The sequence below is a fragment of the Pseudomonas acericola (SeqCode) genome, from assembly GCF_053456465.1.
Genome location: NZ_JBRFJB010000004.1, coordinates 198,399 through 214,091, shown reverse-complemented (window position 1 = coordinate 214,091; position 15,693 = coordinate 198,399). Strand labels below are relative to the sequence as shown.

At 61.2% G+C, this 15,693-nt stretch carries 14 protein-coding genes; 4 read left to right on the top strand and 10 right to left on the bottom strand.

Going from position 1 to position 15,693, the window contains the following annotated elements; genetic code table 11:
- The first annotated feature begins 148 nt into the window (after positions 1–148).
- The 3 genes from phoB (at position 149) to ACU688_RS17205 (ending at position 3,819) form a co-directional block, all read left to right on the top strand.
- Positions 149–838 carry a phosphate regulon transcriptional regulator PhoB gene (phoB, locus tag ACU688_RS17215; RefSeq protein WP_003231714.1) on the top strand — a complete coding sequence of 230 codons (690 nt, stop codon included), beginning with the start codon at positions 149–151 and terminating at the stop codon, positions 836–838.
- Positions 839–922: 84 nt separating this feature from the next.
- A complete protein-coding gene (gene phoR / locus ACU688_RS17210) occupies positions 923–2,209 on the top strand; it encodes a phosphate regulon sensor histidine kinase PhoR (RefSeq protein WP_448186024.1) in 1,287 nt (428 codons plus the stop codon).
- Positions 2,210–2,478: 269 nt separating this feature from the next.
- Positions 2,479–3,819: a hemolysin family protein gene (locus ACU688_RS17205; protein ID WP_017738989.1), complete on the top strand. Its 1,341-nt coding sequence runs from the start codon at positions 2,479–2,481 to the stop codon at positions 3,817–3,819.
- 3 nt (positions 3,820–3,822) lie between these two features.
- On the opposite strand, the gene ACU688_RS17200 is transcribed toward ACU688_RS17205, so the two are convergent.
- The 10 genes from ACU688_RS17200 to ACU688_RS17155 form a co-directional block, all read right to left on the bottom strand.
- Entirely contained in the window at positions 3,823–4,485 is a 663-nt protein-coding gene (locus ACU688_RS17200) for a M23 family metallopeptidase (protein WP_448185718.1), read from the bottom strand.
- 63 nt (positions 4,486–4,548) lie between these two features.
- Positions 4,549–4,848, bottom strand: coding sequence for a helix-turn-helix domain-containing protein (locus ACU688_RS17195; protein ID WP_448185717.1), 300 nt, complete (start codon positions 4,846–4,848; stop codon positions 4,549–4,551).
- A 3-nt stretch (positions 4,849–4,851) separates the two neighbouring features.
- Entirely contained in the window at positions 4,852–5,175 is a 324-nt protein-coding gene (locus ACU688_RS17190) for a type II toxin-antitoxin system RelE/ParE family toxin (protein ID WP_448185716.1), read from the bottom strand.
- Between the two features lie 187 nt (positions 5,176–5,362).
- The gene (locus ACU688_RS17185; RefSeq protein ID WP_017738991.1) at positions 5,363–6,271 is read right to left on the bottom strand and encodes a response regulator; all 909 of its coding nucleotides are present in this window, start codon (positions 6,269–6,271) and stop codon (positions 5,363–5,365) included.
- A 168-nt stretch (positions 6,272–6,439) separates the two neighbouring features.
- Entirely contained in the window at positions 6,440–7,201 is a 762-nt protein-coding gene (phoU, locus tag ACU688_RS17180) for a phosphate signaling complex protein PhoU (protein ID WP_017738992.1), read from the bottom strand.
- A gap of 70 nt (positions 7,202–7,271) precedes the next feature.
- Positions 7,272–8,105, bottom strand: coding sequence for a phosphate ABC transporter ATP-binding protein PstB (pstB, locus tag ACU688_RS17175; protein WP_017738993.1), 834 nt, complete (start codon positions 8,103–8,105; stop codon positions 7,272–7,274).
- 177 nt (positions 8,106–8,282) lie between these two features.
- The gene (gene pstA / locus ACU688_RS17170; RefSeq protein ID WP_124526957.1) at positions 8,283–9,953 is read right to left on the bottom strand and encodes a phosphate ABC transporter permease PstA; all 1,671 of its coding nucleotides are present in this window, start codon (positions 9,951–9,953) and stop codon (positions 8,283–8,285) included.
- A gap of 15 nt (positions 9,954–9,968) precedes the next feature.
- Positions 9,969–12,002, bottom strand: a complete 2,034-nt coding sequence (locus ACU688_RS17165) for an ABC transporter permease subunit (protein ID WP_177325359.1) — start codon at positions 12,000–12,002, stop codon at positions 9,969–9,971.
- Positions 12,003–12,432: 430 nt separating this feature from the next.
- Positions 12,433–13,419, bottom strand: a complete 987-nt coding sequence (locus ACU688_RS17160) for a phosphate ABC transporter substrate-binding protein PstS (RefSeq protein ID WP_017738996.1) — start codon at positions 13,417–13,419, stop codon at positions 12,433–12,435.
- Positions 13,420–13,734: 315 nt separating this feature from the next.
- A complete protein-coding gene (locus ACU688_RS17155) occupies positions 13,735–15,024 on the bottom strand; it encodes an MFS transporter (RefSeq protein WP_017738997.1) in 1,290 nt (429 codons plus the stop codon).
- Positions 15,025–15,266: 242 nt separating this feature from the next.
- Between ACU688_RS17155 and ACU688_RS17150 the strand changes: the two genes are divergently transcribed.
- Complete coding sequence (locus ACU688_RS17150; RefSeq protein WP_003176975.1) at positions 15,267–15,671, top strand: acyl-CoA thioesterase; 405 nt, start codon at positions 15,267–15,269, stop codon at positions 15,669–15,671.
- The last annotated feature ends 22 nt before the right edge of the window (positions 15,672–15,693 follow it).

Sequence of the window (15,693 nt, the reverse complement as noted above, 5' to 3'; positions counted from 1 at the left end):
CCTTCCTTTTTTGGTTGTCAGGATTCGGACCCAAAGCGTAGTCCAGAGAGACGCGGATTGCCCAAGCGACTAAATTACTGTCACACGACTGCAATAATTCCGTTATCTAATGCGGCGCAAGACAGTTAAATGACAAGAGGATTTAGGCATGGTTGGCAGGAGCATTCTGATCGTTGACGACGAAGCGCCCATCCGCGAGATGATCGCCGTTGCGTTGGAAATGGCCGGCTACGACTGCCTGGAGGCAGAGAACTCCCAGCAGGCCCATGCCATTATCGTCGACCGCAAGCCGGACCTGATCCTGCTCGACTGGATGCTGCCCGGCACTTCCGGCATCGAGTTGGCCCGCCGCCTCAAGCGTGACGAACTGACCGGGGATATCCCGATCATCATGCTCACCGCCAAGGGCGAAGAGGACAACAAGATCCAGGGCCTGGAAGTCGGCGCCGATGACTACATCACCAAGCCGTTTTCCCCACGTGAGCTGGTTGCGCGCCTGAAAGCCGTACTGCGCCGCGCCGGCCCGACCGATGGCGAGGCGCCGATTGAAGTCGGCGGCCTGATCCTCGACCCCATCAGCCACCGCGTGACCATCGACGGCACACCGGCCGAGATGGGCCCCACCGAATACCGCCTGCTGCAATTCTTCATGACCCACCAAGAGCGCGCCTACACCCGCGGCCAGCTGCTCGACCAGGTCTGGGGCGGCAACGTGTATGTGGAAGAGCGCACCGTGGACGTGCATATCCGTCGCCTGCGCAAAGCCTTGGGCGATGCCTACGAGAATCTGGTACAAACCGTGCGCGGCACTGGCTACCGGTTTTCCACCAAGGGCTGAGCCAGCCGCTTTTTTTGACTTAAACAGCTGACAAGGACGCATGTTCAAGTGAACCAAAACTGGCATGGCACCCTGATCCGCCACATGCTCCTGTTGGTCACCGGCTGCCTGCTGGTAGGCCTGATCAGCGGCTACTACGGCTGGAGCCTGGCCATCGGCCTCGGCCTGTACCTGGGCTGGACCCTCAAGCAATTGCTGCGCCTGCATGAATGGCTGCGCCAGCACAAACCCGACGAAGCGCCACCCGACGGCTACGGCCTGTGGGGCGAGGTGTTCGACAGCATCTACCACCTGCAACGCCGCGACCAACGGGTACGCGGGCGGCTGCAGGCGGTGATCGACCGGGTGCAGGAGTCCACCGCCGCGCTGAAAGACGCAGTGATCATGCTCGACAGCGACGGCAACCTGGAATGGTGGAACCGCGCCGCCGAAACCCTGCTGGGCCTGAAGACGCCCCAGGACAGCGGCCAGCCGGTGACCAACCTGGTGCGCCACCCGCGCTTCAAGGAGTACTTCGAACAGGAGAACTACGAAGAGGCCCTGGAAATCCCCTCGCCCACCAACGACCGCGTGCGCATCCAGCTGTACCTGACGCGCTACGGCAACAACGAGCACCTGATGCTGGTGCGCGACGTGACCCGCATCCACCAGTTGGAACAGATGCGCAAAGACTTCGTCGCCAACGTCTCCCACGAGTTGCGCACGCCGCTGACGGTGATCTGCGGCTACCTGGAGACGCTGCTGGACAACGTCGACGAGATCAACCCGCGCTGGAGCCGCGCGCTGCAACAAATGCAGCAGCAGGGTTCACGCATGCAGACCCTGCTCAACGACCTGTTGCTGTTGGCCAAGCTGGAAGCCACGGATTACCCGTCGGACAACCAACCGGTGGCCGCGCAAAGCCTGTTGCAGACCATCAAGAACGACGCCCAGGCCCTGTCCGGCCAGCGTGGCCAGCAGATCACCCTGGAAGCCGACCCGCAGGTCTTGCTCAAGGGCAGCGAAGGCGAATTGCGCAGCGCGTTCTCCAACCTGGTGTTCAACGCCGTCAAGTACACCCAGGACAAGGGCACCATCCGCATCCGCTGGTGGGCCGACGACCAGGGCGCGCATTTGAGCGTGCAGGACTCCGGCATCGGCATCGACGCCAAGCACCTACCGCGCCTGACCGAGCGTTTCTACCGCGTCGATTCGAGCCGCAACTCCAACACCGGCGGCACCGGGCTCGGCCTGGCGATCGTCAAACACGTGCTGCTACGCCACCGCGCGCGCCTGGAGATCAGCAGCGTGCTGGGCCATGGCAGTACGTTTACCTGCCATTTCCCGCCGTCACAGGTGACCCGCTCGCGCGTTCTCAGCACTGACGAATAACCCCGAAGACACCACTGGGCTAAATGTGGGAGCTGGCTTTTGTGGGAGCGGCTTGCTCGCGAATGCTGTGTATCAGTCAGCACATCCTTTTCTGACAAACCGCCTTCGCGAGCAAGCCCGCTCCCACACAAGCCCGCTCCCACAGTGGATTTGCGACGTATCGGACTAGGCAAGCGCCCCATCAGCCGCTACATTGGCCGACTTGCGCCCGCTTTAGCGGCTCACCTGCCACCCCTCAATTGAACACACGGAACCTGCAAAACCCCATCATGGACCCTTCCCCTGGTATCACCCTCGCCACACTCTTCGCCGACTTCGGCATGATTCTTTTTGCACTGGTCCTGGTACTGCTCAACGGTTTCTTCGTTGCGGCGGAATTTGCCATGGTCAAACTGCGCTCCACGCGGGTCGAGGCCATCGCCCACACCAACGGCTGGCGCGGGCAGATCCTGCGCACCGTACACAGCCAGCTCGACGCCTACCTGTCGGCCTGTCAGCTGGGTATCACCCTCGCCTCCCTGGGCCTGGGCTGGGTCGGTGAGCCGGCGTTTGCGCACATCCTGGAGCCATTGCTGGGCGCCGTGGGCGTCGAGTCGCCGGAAGTGATCAAGGGCGTGTCGTTCTTTGCGGCGTTCTTCGTGATTTCTTACCTGCACATCGTGGTCGGTGAGCTGGCGCCCAAGTCCTGGGCCATCCGCAAACCCGAGCTGTTGTCGCTGTGGACGGCGGTGCCGCTGTACCTGTTCTACTGGGCGATGTACCCGGCGATCTACCTGCTCAACGCCAGCGCCAACGCCATCCTGCGGATCGCCGGCCAAGGCGAGCCTGGCCCGCACCATGAGCACCATTACAGCCGCGAAGAACTCAAGCTGATCCTGCACTCCAGCCGTGGCCAGGACCCCAGCGACCAAGGCATGCGCGTACTGGCCTCGGCCGTGGAAATGGGCGAGCTGGAAGTGGTGGACTGGGCCAACTCCCGCGAAGACCTGGTCACCCTGGACTTCAACGCCCCGCTCAAGGAAATCCTCGCGCTGTTCCGCCGCCACAAATTCAGCCGCTACCCGGTGTATGACGCGGTGCGCAACGAATTCGTCGGCCTGCTGCACATCAAGGATCTGCTGCTGGAGCTGGCAGCCCTGGACCACATCCCCGAGTCGTTCAACCTGGCCGAGCTGACCCGCCCGCTGGAGCGCGTGTCGCGGCACATGCCGTTGTCGCAGTTGCTGGAGCAGTTCCGCAAAGGCGGCGCGCACTTCGCCCTGGTGGAAGAAGCCGACGGCAAGATCATCGGCTACCTGACCATGGAAGACGTGCTGGAAGTGCTGGTGGGCGACATCCAGGACGAACACCGCAAGGCCGAGCGCGGCATCCTCGCCTACCAGCCGGGCAAGCTCTTGGTGCGTGGCGACACGCCGCTGTTCAAGGTGGAACGCCTGCTGGGCGTGGACCTGGACCACATCGAAGCGGAAACCCTGGCCGGCCTGATCTACGACACCCTCAAGCGGGTGCCGGAAGAAGAGGAAGTGCTGGAAGTTGAAGGCTTGCGGATCATCATCAAGAAGATGAAAGGGCCGAAGATCGTCCTGGCCAAGGTCCTGCTGCTGGACTGACCCTCAATTGCCCAACGCAAAGTTGGGCAAGGCGCCCACCGGCTGGTTGAACTCATACGGGATCGACACCAGCCCCGCCTCGGTGGCGCGCTGCACCACGAAATGCAAGTGTGGCCCGCTGCTGTTGCCGGTATTGCCCGACAGCGCCAGCGGGCTTCCCACCGCCACACGTTGCCCCACCCGCACGCTGACCGACCCTTTCTGGAGGTGCAGGTACACGCCCTCGGTGCCGTCATCATGGCGCACCCGCACAAAATTCCCCGACGCATCACTGCCGCGCCCGGCCTGCGCGTTCTCGGTTTTCACCACCACACCGCTGCGCGCCGCAATGATCGGCGTGCCCTCGGGCATGGCGATGTCCATGGCGTAGCGGCTTTTGCTGTCGGTGTGGCTGAAACTGCCGTTGGGCCCTTGGCTCAGGCGGAACGGACCACCGCGCCAGGGCAGCGGGTAGCGGTAGGCTTGTTGTGGATAAGTGAGCGTGGGCCTGTCGAGCAACGGGCGCGCGGGCTTGCGCTCCTGGATCACGAACGCCTGCGCGCCGGGGGTTTGCCGGTCGCTGTAGAACACGTTGCCGTTGGCATCAACGGATTTGTAGACGGTCATGGCCTGGGCCGACATGGCAACCGTGGCCAGCCCGCAGCACAGCAAGCAGCGCATGAGCATGGTGTGAACCTGCCGAGATGAAACGGCAGGCTAGCAAGGGATCATGACAAAGCTGAGTGAACCTCAGGCAGGGAGCCCGGTGAAACAAATATCTACATTCATCTGGGCTGCCGCCGACAGGTTGACCAAGGCATCCAGAGAGAGCTTGTCGATCTTGCCGGTGAGGACGTCGTTAAGTCGGGGCTGACTGATGCCCAATCTGTGTGCCGCATCTTTCTGAGAAAGCTCCCAACTGCGAATGGTCTGGCACAGCTCCAAGAGCAATTTTGAACGCAGCCGCATATTGGCGGCCTGCTGGGGCGTATCTTCCAGCGCGTCCCAAACACAGCTGAAACGTTCACCGTAAACTTTTTGATGGGTCATGGCTCAACTTAACTCCTGCAATCTGGCGCGAGCCAGTTCGATGTCCCGTGCTTCGGTTTTCTGTGTGGTCTTGCGCAACGCATGCAGCACATAAACAGCCTCAGGCCGGTTGACCACATAGAACACCCGAAACGCTCCCGACTCCTCCGTAATCCGAATCTCGCTGACGCCCCTACCAATGGTTTTCATCGGCTTGCAATCAAAAGGCTGCTCACCCTGTTGCAAGAGATCCAACTGAAAACCTGCTGCCCTTCTGGCATCGAGAGGGAACGCTTTCAGATCTTTGAGCGAGCTTCCTAAAAACACCACATCCTTGTGCCTTGGCATTGGCTTCTCCTTTCCTGGAAAGAAAAAGCGTAATCGACGATTCAGCCAGAGCTAATGATGGTTTGTTTCAAGGCATAGCAAAGGCTCGATATCGCGGAGGCGTTATCGAGAGACTATATCGAAACAGATATAAATCAAGCCAAGTACCGGGAATCAGACCGCCGGTCGATTCCCAATATTCAGGGGATTACGCACCCGGCACAAAATGCTTCTGTGCAGTACCACGGGCGATCAGCCGGGAGATGTAGTCGAGCTTCTGTGCGTCCTGGTCGATAAACCGGAAGGTCAGTTGCAGCCAGTCGCTATCGGGCTTTGGCTCGTGGGCAACGACGGCGTGCAGGTAGCCGTTGAGGCGCGCGACTTCGGCGTTGTCGCCTTGCTCCAGGTCGAGTACGGCGCTTTCCAGTACCTGAGGCAGGACTTCACCGCGACGCACCACCAGCAGCGCTTCCTTGATGCTCAAGCCCTTGATCACGCATTGCTGGGTGCCGCTGGACAGGCGCAGCTGGCCCTGGCCACGGCCGCCCGCTGGCGCGGCGGCGGGTGCTTGTACCGGCGGGCTGTTGAGCAGGCCTTTGCTGGGCGCAGGGGCCGCTGCGGCAACCGGGGCCGCACGTACGGTCTCGGCTTTGCCGCCGGTCAGGGCGCTCAGGGAGTCGTTGCCAAAGGCTGAGTTCATCTTGGTCGGCGCGCTGGCGACCAGGGCGTCGAGGCGGCCGATCTTGTGCAGGGCCTGCTTGACCTTGTTCAGCAGTTGCTCGTTGGTGAACGGCTTGCTGACATAACCGGAAACCCCGGCCTGGATCGCCTGGACCACGTTTTCCTTGTCGCCACGGCTGGTCACCATCACAAACGGCATGGCTTTGAGGTGCGGTTGCTCACGGCACCAAGTCAGCAACTCCAGGCCGGACATCTCGGGCATTTCCCAGTCGCACAGCACCAGGTCGAACGTCTCGCGCATCAGGATGGCCTGGGCCTTTTTGCCGTTCACCGCGTCTTCAAGCTTGATCCCGGGGAAGTAGTTGCGCAGGCACTTCTTCACCAGATCGCGGATAAACGAGGCGTCATCCACCACCAATACACTGACTTTACTCATCGACCCTTCATCCTATAAAAACTTCGGCACGCAAGACGCCTGACTGGTGGCATTTTGCCAAAACTCGGTAGTCACAGTCGGACTTTATTGCTTCCGCTGCGCAAAAAATTCGGAGGCCACAAACGAAAACGCCCGGCCAAAGGCCGGGCGTTTATTTCTCGGGCAATCTTACTTATCGTCAGCTTCGCCCGGAACATTAGGGATTTGATCGACCGAACCTTCAACTTCAGCCTTCATGCGCTTGAGGCCCATGTGCCGCACGTCGGTGCCACGGACCAGGTAGATCACCAGCTCCGAGATGTTGCGCGCGTGGTCGCCGATGCGTTCCAGCGAGCGCAGCACCCAGATGATGCTCAAGACCCGCGAGATAGAGCGCGGGTCTTCCATCATGTAGGTGGCCAGCTCACGCAGCGCGGTCTTGTATTCGCGGTCGATGATCTTGTCGTACTGGGCCACCGACAACGCCAGCTCGGCGTCGAAGCGGGCAAAGGCGTCCAGTGCGTCGCGCACCATATTGCGCACCTGGTCGCCGATGTGGCGCACTTCCACGTAACCGCGCGGGGCTTCGCCTTCTTCGCACAGCTGGATGGCGCGGCGGGCGATCTTGGTGGCTTCGTCGCCGATGCGCTCCAGGTCGATCACCGACTTGGAGATGCTGATGATCAAACGCAGGTCGGACGCCGCCGGTTGGCGACGGGCCAGAATGCGCAGGCACTCTTCGTCGATATTGCGTTCCATCTGGTTGATCTGGTCATCGATCTCCCGCACTTGCTGGGCCAGGCCCGAGTCGGCCTCGATCAGCGCGGTCACGGCGTCGTTGACTTGCTTCTCTACCAGACCGCCCATCGCCAGGAGGTGGCTGCGCACTTCCTCAAGCTCGGCGTTGAACTGCGCGGAGATGTGGTGGGTAAGGCCTTCTTTGCTAATCATGTTGGCGTCCTTGGAGCGTCCGGTAAGGTGCGGAGAACCGCAGCATCAGTGCAATGAGAACCACGGCTGACTAGCCGTAGCGACCGGTGATGTAGTCTTCGGTCTGCTTCTTCGCCGGATTGGTGAACAGAGTATCGGTATCACCGAATTCCACCAGCTTGCCCATGTACATGAACGCGGTGTAGTCGGAAACCCGAGCCGCCTGTTGCATGTTGTGGGTCACGATGACGATGGTGAATTTGGATTTGAGCTCGTAGATCAGCTCTTCGACTTTCAGCGTCGAGATCGGGTCAAGTGCCGAGCACGGTTCGTCGAGCAGCAGCACTTCCGGTTCCACGGCGATGGTGCGCGCGATCACCAGACGTTGTTGCTGGCCGCCGGACAAGCCGAGGGCCGAGTCGTGCAGACGGTCTTTCACTTCGTCCCACAGCGCCGCGCCTTTCAAGGCCCACTCAACGGCTTCGTCGAGAATGCGTTTCTTGTTGATGCCTTGGATGCGCAGGCCGTAGACCACGTTTTCGTAGATGGTCTTGGGGAACGGGTTCGGCTTCTGGAACACCATGCCCACACGGCGACGCAGCTCGGCCACGTCTTCGCCCTTGCGGTAAATGTTGGTGCCGTAGAGGTTGATGGCGCCATCAACGCGGCAGCCGTCCACCAGGTCGTTCATGCGGTTGAAGGTACGCAGCAGCGTGGACTTGCCGCAGCCCGACGGGCCGATGAAGGCGGTCACGCGCTGCTTGGGGATGTTCATGCTGACGTCGAACAGCGCCTGTTTTTCACCGTAGTACAGGCTCAGGCCCGGCACTTCGATGGCCACGGTTTCCTGGGCCAGGCTCAGGCTCTGCTTGTCGCGACCCAGGGCAGACATGTTGATGCCGTGGGTGTGGGTTTCATGTTGCATGGGATGCTCCCTGTGCTACCAATTCGTTGTGTTGGACCGCCGAGGCGATCTACCCAAATTCTGTGTCTGACGCTGGCCCCTGTGGGAGCTGGCTTGCCTGCGATGCAGGCGGCGCGGTGTTTCAGTCAAACCGCGGCGATGCCATCGCAGGCAAGCCAGCTCCCACAGGGGGCCGTGTTAACTATCCAACGCTTTGTATTTTTCACGCAGGTGGTTACGAATCCACACTGCCGACAAATTGAGCGTGGCGATCACCAGCACCAGCAGCAAGGCGGTGGCGTACACCAGTGGCCGTGCCGCTTCGACGTTGGGGCTCTGGAAGCCGACGTCATAAATATGGAAGCCCAGGTGCATGATCTTCTGGTCCAGGTGCAAGTACGGGTAGTTGCCATCCAGCGGCAGCGACGGCGCCAGTTTCACTACACCTACCAGCATCAGCGGCGCCACTTCACCGGCGGCGCGGGCCACGGCGAGGATCATGCCGGTCATCATCGCCGGGCTGGCCATGGGCAGCACGATCTTCCACAGCGTTTCCGCCTTGGTCGCGCCCAGTGCCAGGGAGCCTTCACGTACGGTGCGTGGGATGCGCGCCAGGCCTTCTTCGGTGGCCACGATCACCACCGGCACCGCCAGCAGCGCCAGGGTCAGCGAGGCCCACAGCAGGCCCGGCGTACCGAAGGTCGGTGCCGGCAGGGCTTCGGCGAAGAACAGGCGGTCCACCGAACCACCCAGTACATACACGAAGAAGCCCAGGCCGAACACACCGTAGACGATGGCCGGGACGCCGGCCAGGTTGTTCACGGCGATACGGATGATGCGCGTCAGGGTGTTCTGCTTGGCGTATTCACGCAGGTACACAGCCGCCAGTACGCCGAACGGGGTCACGATCATCGCCATGATCAGGGTCATCATCACGGTGCCGAAGATGGCCGGGAAGATCCCGCCTTCGGTGTTGGCTTCCCGTGGGTCATCGCTGAGGAATTCCCAGACCTTGCTGAAGTAGAAGCCGATCTTGGTAAAGGTGCCCATGGCGTTCGGCTGGTAGGCGTGCACCACTTTGCCGATGCCGATCTCCACTTCCTTGCCGTTGCCGTCACGGGCGGTCAGCGCGTCACGGTTGAACTGGGTGTGCAGGTCGGACAGGCGTGCCTCGATGTCCTGGTAACGGGCATTCAGCTCGGCGCGGTCGGCGTCCATGTCGGCCTGGGCGGCAGCGTCGAGCTTGCCTTCCAGTTCCAGCTTGCGGCCGTGCAGGCGGATGCGTTCGAGACCTGCGTTGATTGCGCCGATATCGGTTTTTTCCAGGCTCTTGAGCTGGGCAGCCAGCTTGTTCACACGGTCGACGCGGGCTTGCAGCTCCGGCCATGCGGCCTCGCCTTCGGCGATGACCTTGCCATCCTGCTTGACGTTGACCAGGGTGCCGTAGAAGTTACCCCACTCGCGACGCTCGATAGCCATCAGCTCGACCGGCTTGGTCTGGTCCTTCAACCACTCGCCGACGATCCAGGTGAAGTCGTTGCCGTTCAAGTCCCGGTTGCCGACCTTGATCAGCTCGCGGGTCATGAATTCCGGGCCTTGGTCCGGCACGGGCAGGCCAGCGCTTTTCAGGCGCTCGCGGGGCACTTCTTCCTTCTGCACCACTTCGCCGATGACGATATGGTTTTCCTGGCCAGGCACGCTGTAGTTGGCCTGGATCAGGTCGGCCGGCCAGAAGTGGCCCAGGCCACGTACGGCAATCACGGCCAGCAAACCAATGGTCATGATGACCGCGATGGACACCGCGCCACCGCTGATCCAGACGCCTGGGGCGCCGCTCTTGAACCATCCATTCAGGGAGTTCTGTTTCACAGACTTCTACCTTTCTTAAAGCGACGAGTATTTCTTGCGCAGACGCTGACGGATCAGCTCGGCGAGGGTGTTCATGATGAAGGTGAACAGCAGCAGCACCAGTGCCGAGAGGAACAGCACACGGTAGTGACTACCGCCCACCTCCGACTCCGGCATCTCCACCGCGACGTTGGCCGCCAGGGTGCGCAGGCCTTCGAACAGGTTCATCTCCATCACCGGGGTGTTGCCGGTGGCCATCAGCACGATCATGGTCTCGCCGACGGCGCGGCCCATGCCGATCATCAGGGCCGAGAAAATGCCCGGGCTGGCGGTGAGGATCACCACGCGAGTCATGGTCTGCCACGGCGTGGCACCCAGGGCCAACGAGCCCAGGGTCAGGCCGCGCGGTACGCTGAACACGGCGTCTTCGGCGATGGAGTAGATGTTCGGGATCACCGCGAAACCCATGGCCAGGCCGACTACCAGGGCGTTGCGCTGGTCGTAGGTGATGCCCAGGTCGTGGGAGATCCACATGCGCATGTCGCCGCCGAAGAACCAGGTTTCCAGGTACGGGCTCATGTACAGCGAGAGCCAGCCCACAAACAGGATCACCGGGATCAGGATCGCGCTTTCCCAGCCATCGGGAACACGCAGGCGGATCGACTCAGGCAAGCGGCTGAAGATAAAGCCGGCCACCAGAATGCCAATCGGCAACAGCATCAACAGGCTGAAAATCCCCGGTAGATGCCCCTCGACATACGGCGCGAGGAACAGGCCGGCGAAGAAGCCGAGGATCACCGTCGGCATCGCTTCCATCAGTTCGATCACCGGCTTGACCTTGCGGCGCAGGCTCGGGGCCATGAAGTAAGCGGTGTAGATGGCAGCGGCAACGGCCAGCGGTGCGGCCAGCAGCATGGCGTAGAACGCCGCCTTCAGCGTACCGAAGGTCAGTGGCGCCAGGCTCATCTTGGGTTCGAAGTCGGTGTTGGCAGCGGTCGATTGCCAGACGTATTTAGGCTCGTCGTAGTTTTCGTACCAGACCTTGCTCCACAGCGCGCTCCACGAGACTTCCGGGTGCGGGTTGTCGAGCAGCAGCGGTTGCAGCTTGCCGCCGGCCTCCACGATCACGCGGTTGGCCCGTGGCGACAGGCCGAATACGCCTTGGCCATCGACCACCGGGTCCACCAGCAAGGTGCGGTGGGCGGTGCTGTGGAACACGCCGAACTTACCGGAGGCGTCGAGGGCGGTGAAGCCTTTGCGACGTTCTTCGGCGGTGATTTCAACGATAGGCGCGGTGCCCATCTGGAAGGTGCGGATCTGCTTGAGGTGCTGCTCGCCATCCGGGTCGCGGGCCATGAACCACTGGGCCAGGCCGCCTTTGGAGTTACCGACGATCAGCGAGATACCGCCCACCAGCTGGGTGCTGGCGGTGATTTCGGCATCACCACTTTCCAATAACTTGTATCGACCGTTGAGGCTCTTGTCCCGTAGGTTGAACACATCGGCCAGGGCACGGCCGTTGATCACGTACAACCATTGCTGGCGCGGGTCGATGAAGATCGCCTTCACCGGCTCGGTCATCTGCGGCAGCTCGATACGCTTCTGCTCGCTGGTGACTTCGCCAGTCATCATGTTTTCTTCGCGGCTCAGGGACAGCACGTTCAGGTGCGAACCGGCGGAGCCAGCGACCACCAGGGTGGAATCCGTGGCGTTGAGGGCGACGTGCTCCAGCGGGCGACCGGCGTCATCGAGGACGATCGGTGTTTCACCGTAGGGGTATTCGATCGCAGGCGAAATGGTTTTCTTGCCGTCCGGGTAGGACACCTTATAGGTGTGGCGGAACACCATGGACTGGCCATTGGACAGACCCAGGATCACCAGCGGGCTGCCGGGCTGGTCTTCACCGATGGAGACGACTTGGCTACCGGCCGGCAACGGCAGGTCAACACGCTTGAGCTCGGCGCCGGTGTCCACATTGAAGAACAGTGCCTGGCCCTTGTCGGAAACCCGCATGGCGACCTGGTTCTGCTCTTCGAGCGAGATCATCAACGGCTTGCCGGCGTCCTGGATCCAGGCCGGGGTCAGTGCGTCTTCCTTGGTCAGCGAGGCGCCTTGGAACAGCGGCGCAACCACGTAGGCGAGGAAGAAGAAGATCAGTGTGATCGCACCGAGGACGGCGAGACCGCCGATCAATACATACCAACGGGTCAGGCGATCTTTGAGCGCGCGAATGCGGCGCTTGCGTTGCAGCTCAGGCGTATTGAAATCAATGCGCTTGGGAGGAGAAGTCGTCGTCATGGTGGAATTGGCCAGATCATTCATGCGCACACCCTAGCGATCCTGTATGACAGAAAGATGACAATGCAGTGACGCAAGAAATCCGCCGCGTAGCAGAGCTGGCAGCGGACTAAAAATTAGGAGGCGAGGTCCAGGTCCTGCAGACCCCGCCCGGGCCTTGAGCCATGGTGCAAACCCGGCTCAAGGCAGCTTTACCGAAGGCTTACTTGCCGCCTTCTTTCAAACCCAGGTCAGCCAGGGCCTTGGCGGCAACTTTGGCTGGCAGTGGGATGTAGCCGTCTTTCACCACAACTTCCTGGCCCTGTTTGGACAGAACCAGTTTCACGAACTCAGCTTCCAGCGGGGCCAGAGGCTTGTTCGGGGCTTTGTTGACGTAAACGTAGAGGAAACGCGACAGCGGGTATTTGCCGTTCAGGGCGTTTTCTTCGCTGTCTTCGATGAAGTCAGTGCTGCCTTTCTTAGCCAGGGCAACAGTCTTCACGCTTGCAGTCTTGTAGCCGATGCCCGAGTAACCGATGCCGTTCAGCGAGGAGCTGATCGACTGCACGACCGAAGCCGAGCCTGGTTGTTCGTTCACGTTTGGCTTGTAGTCGCCTTTGCACAGGGCTTCTTCTTTGAAGTAGCCGTAGGTGCCGGATACCGAGTTACGACCGAACAGTTGCACTGGCTTGTTGGCCAGGTCGCCGGTCACACCCAGGTCGCCCCAGGTTTTAACGTCAGCTTTGCCGCCGCACAGACGAGTCGAGGAGAAGATCGCGTCGACTTGTTCCATGGTCAGGTGCTGGATCGGGTTGTCTTTGTGTACGAACACAGCCAGGGCGTCCACGGCAACCGGGATAGCGGTTGGCTTGTAGCCGTACTTCTGTTCGAAGGCAGCCAGTTCGGTGTCCTTCATCTTGCGGCTCATCGGGCCCAGGTTGGAGGTGCCTTCAGTCAACGCAGGTGGCGCGGTGGCGGAGCCAGCGGCCTGAATCTGGATGTTTACGTTCGGGTATTCTTTTTTGTAGGACTCGGCCCACAGGGTCATCAGGTTGGCCAGGGTGTCAGAACCAACGCTGGACAAGTTGCCCGATACACCGGTGGTTTTGGTGTAGCTCGGGATAGCTGGGTCAACAGCGGCGAACGCGTTAGCAGTCGCAACGCCAGCAGCGACAAAAGTCATGGCCGCCATCAAACGCTTCAGTTTCATGCCTTACTCCTAGCAGATAGGGATAGTTGGATCGGGGCCAAGTATCGGTAGGCCGTGTGAACACTCTATGTCTGGAATATGACAATTAGATGAAAGGCCAGTATTGGTTTTAAACGCGGCAAGGCGGGGAGAGGTTCGCAAACACGGGGGTTTGGGGCAGGAGCGGCGGTGTTTCAGAAATACTCTGTAATGTGATCGTTCCTACGCTCCGCTTAGGAATGCATCCTGTGACGCTCCGCGTCACGACGTTAAGAGCGGACGCAGAGCGTCCAGTGGGGCGTTCCCACGCGGAGCGTGGGAACGATCATCAAGGCCTTAGCGGGAACGCTTCCACAGATACCCACCCACCAACATCCCCATCACGCACAGCGCGGCGACATAGTAAGCAGGGCCCATCGGGCTTTCCTTCATCAGCAACGACACCGCCAGCGGCGTCAGGCCACCAAAGATGGCGTAGGCCACGTTGTAGGAAAACGACAAGCCGCTGAAGCGCACCACCGGTGGGAAGGCTTTCACCATCACGTAAGGCACCACGCCGATGGTGCCGACGAACAATCCGGTCAGGGCGTACAGCGGGAACAGCCAGTCCGGGTGCTGGACCAGGCTGTGGTACAGCGTCCACGAGCTGCACAGCAGCAACAGGCAACCGCCGACCAGCACGCGGCCAGCGCCGAAGCGGTCAGCCAGGGCGCCGGAAAGAATGCAGCCCAGGCTCAGGGTGACGATGGCCAGGCTGTTGGCTTGCAGGGCAACGGTCGGCGCGAAGTGATAAACGGTTTGCAGCACGGTCGGGGTCATCAGGATGACCACGACGATGCCGGCCGACAGCAGCCAGGTCAGCAGCATCGACAACACGATGGCGCCACGATGGTCACGCAACACGGCGCGCAACGGCAGCTCGGCGGCCAGAGTTTTGCGTTGCTGCATCTCGGCGAAGATCGGCGTTTCATGCAACCAACGGCGCAGGTACACCGACAACAGGCCAAACACGCCGCCGAGCAGGAACGGGATGCGCCAGGCGAAATCCGAAACCTCTACCGGGGTGTACAGGGTATTGATGGCCGTCGCCACCAGCGAACCCAGGAGGATGCCGGCGGTGAGGCCGCTGGTCAGGGTGCCGCAGGCGTAGCCGATGTGGCGCGGCGGGACGTGTTCGGAGACGAACACCCACGCGCCCGGCACTTCGCCACCAATCGCCGCGCCCTGGATGACGCGCATCAGCAGCAACAGGATCGGCGCCCACAGGCCGATCTGCGCATAGGTCGGCAGCAGGCCCATGATCAGGGTCGGTACGGCCATCATGAAGATGCTCAGGGTGAACATCTTCTTGCGGCCCAGCAGGTCACCGAAGTGCGCCATGATGATGCCGCCCAGCGGGCGCGCCAGGTAGCCGGCGGCGAAGATGCCGAAAGTCTGCATCATGCGCAGCCATTCGGGCATATCCACCGGGAAGAAGAGTTTTCCGACCACGGTGGCGAAAAACACGAAAATGATGAAATCATAAAATTCCAGCGCCCCGCCCAAGGCAGACAGCGACAGGGTTTTGTAGTCGTTGCGGGTCAGCGGGCGCGAAGGTTGCGCACTGCTTGCGGGCACGGAGGACATGGCAAGGCTTCTCTTATAGTAGTCAGGACGGCAGAACCGCTGTGCTGGCAGGGCCAGGACGGGTTGGGAAAGATAGCAAATCGCTTGCAAAAGCACACCACAAGCACAGTTGCGGTAAAAAGCCGCGATACAGCGGTGAATAGCCGACCAAATCAACTACAGACGGTCGTCGCGACGCAAGGGTGTCGATATACTCGGGCCACGCACGCGCCAGACACGCAGTCTTGAGAGGCATACCCGGCATGATCGAACTCGAACAAGAAGACCCTATCCCGCAAGGCGACCTCGCCCTGCAAATCACCGCGCTTCCGCGTGAAACCAACGGTTTTGGCGATATCTTCGGCGGCTGGCTGGTCGCGCAGATGGACCTCGCCGGCACCGCCATGGCCAGCAAGGTCGCGGGTGGACGCGTGGCCACCGTGGCCATCGACCGCATGGCGTTCCTGGTGCCGGTCGCCGTGGGCGCGCAGCTGTCCTTTTATACCCAGGCCCTGGAAATCGGCCGCAGCTCGATCCAGATGATGGTTGAAGTGTGGAGCGACGACCCGCTGTCCAGCGAGTGGCGCAAGGTGACCGAGGCGGTGTTCGTGTTCGTCGCCATCGACGGTAGCGGCCGTACGCGCTCGGTTCCATCGCGCGCCCGTTAAACCTCGCCGGGTTTTAACGGTC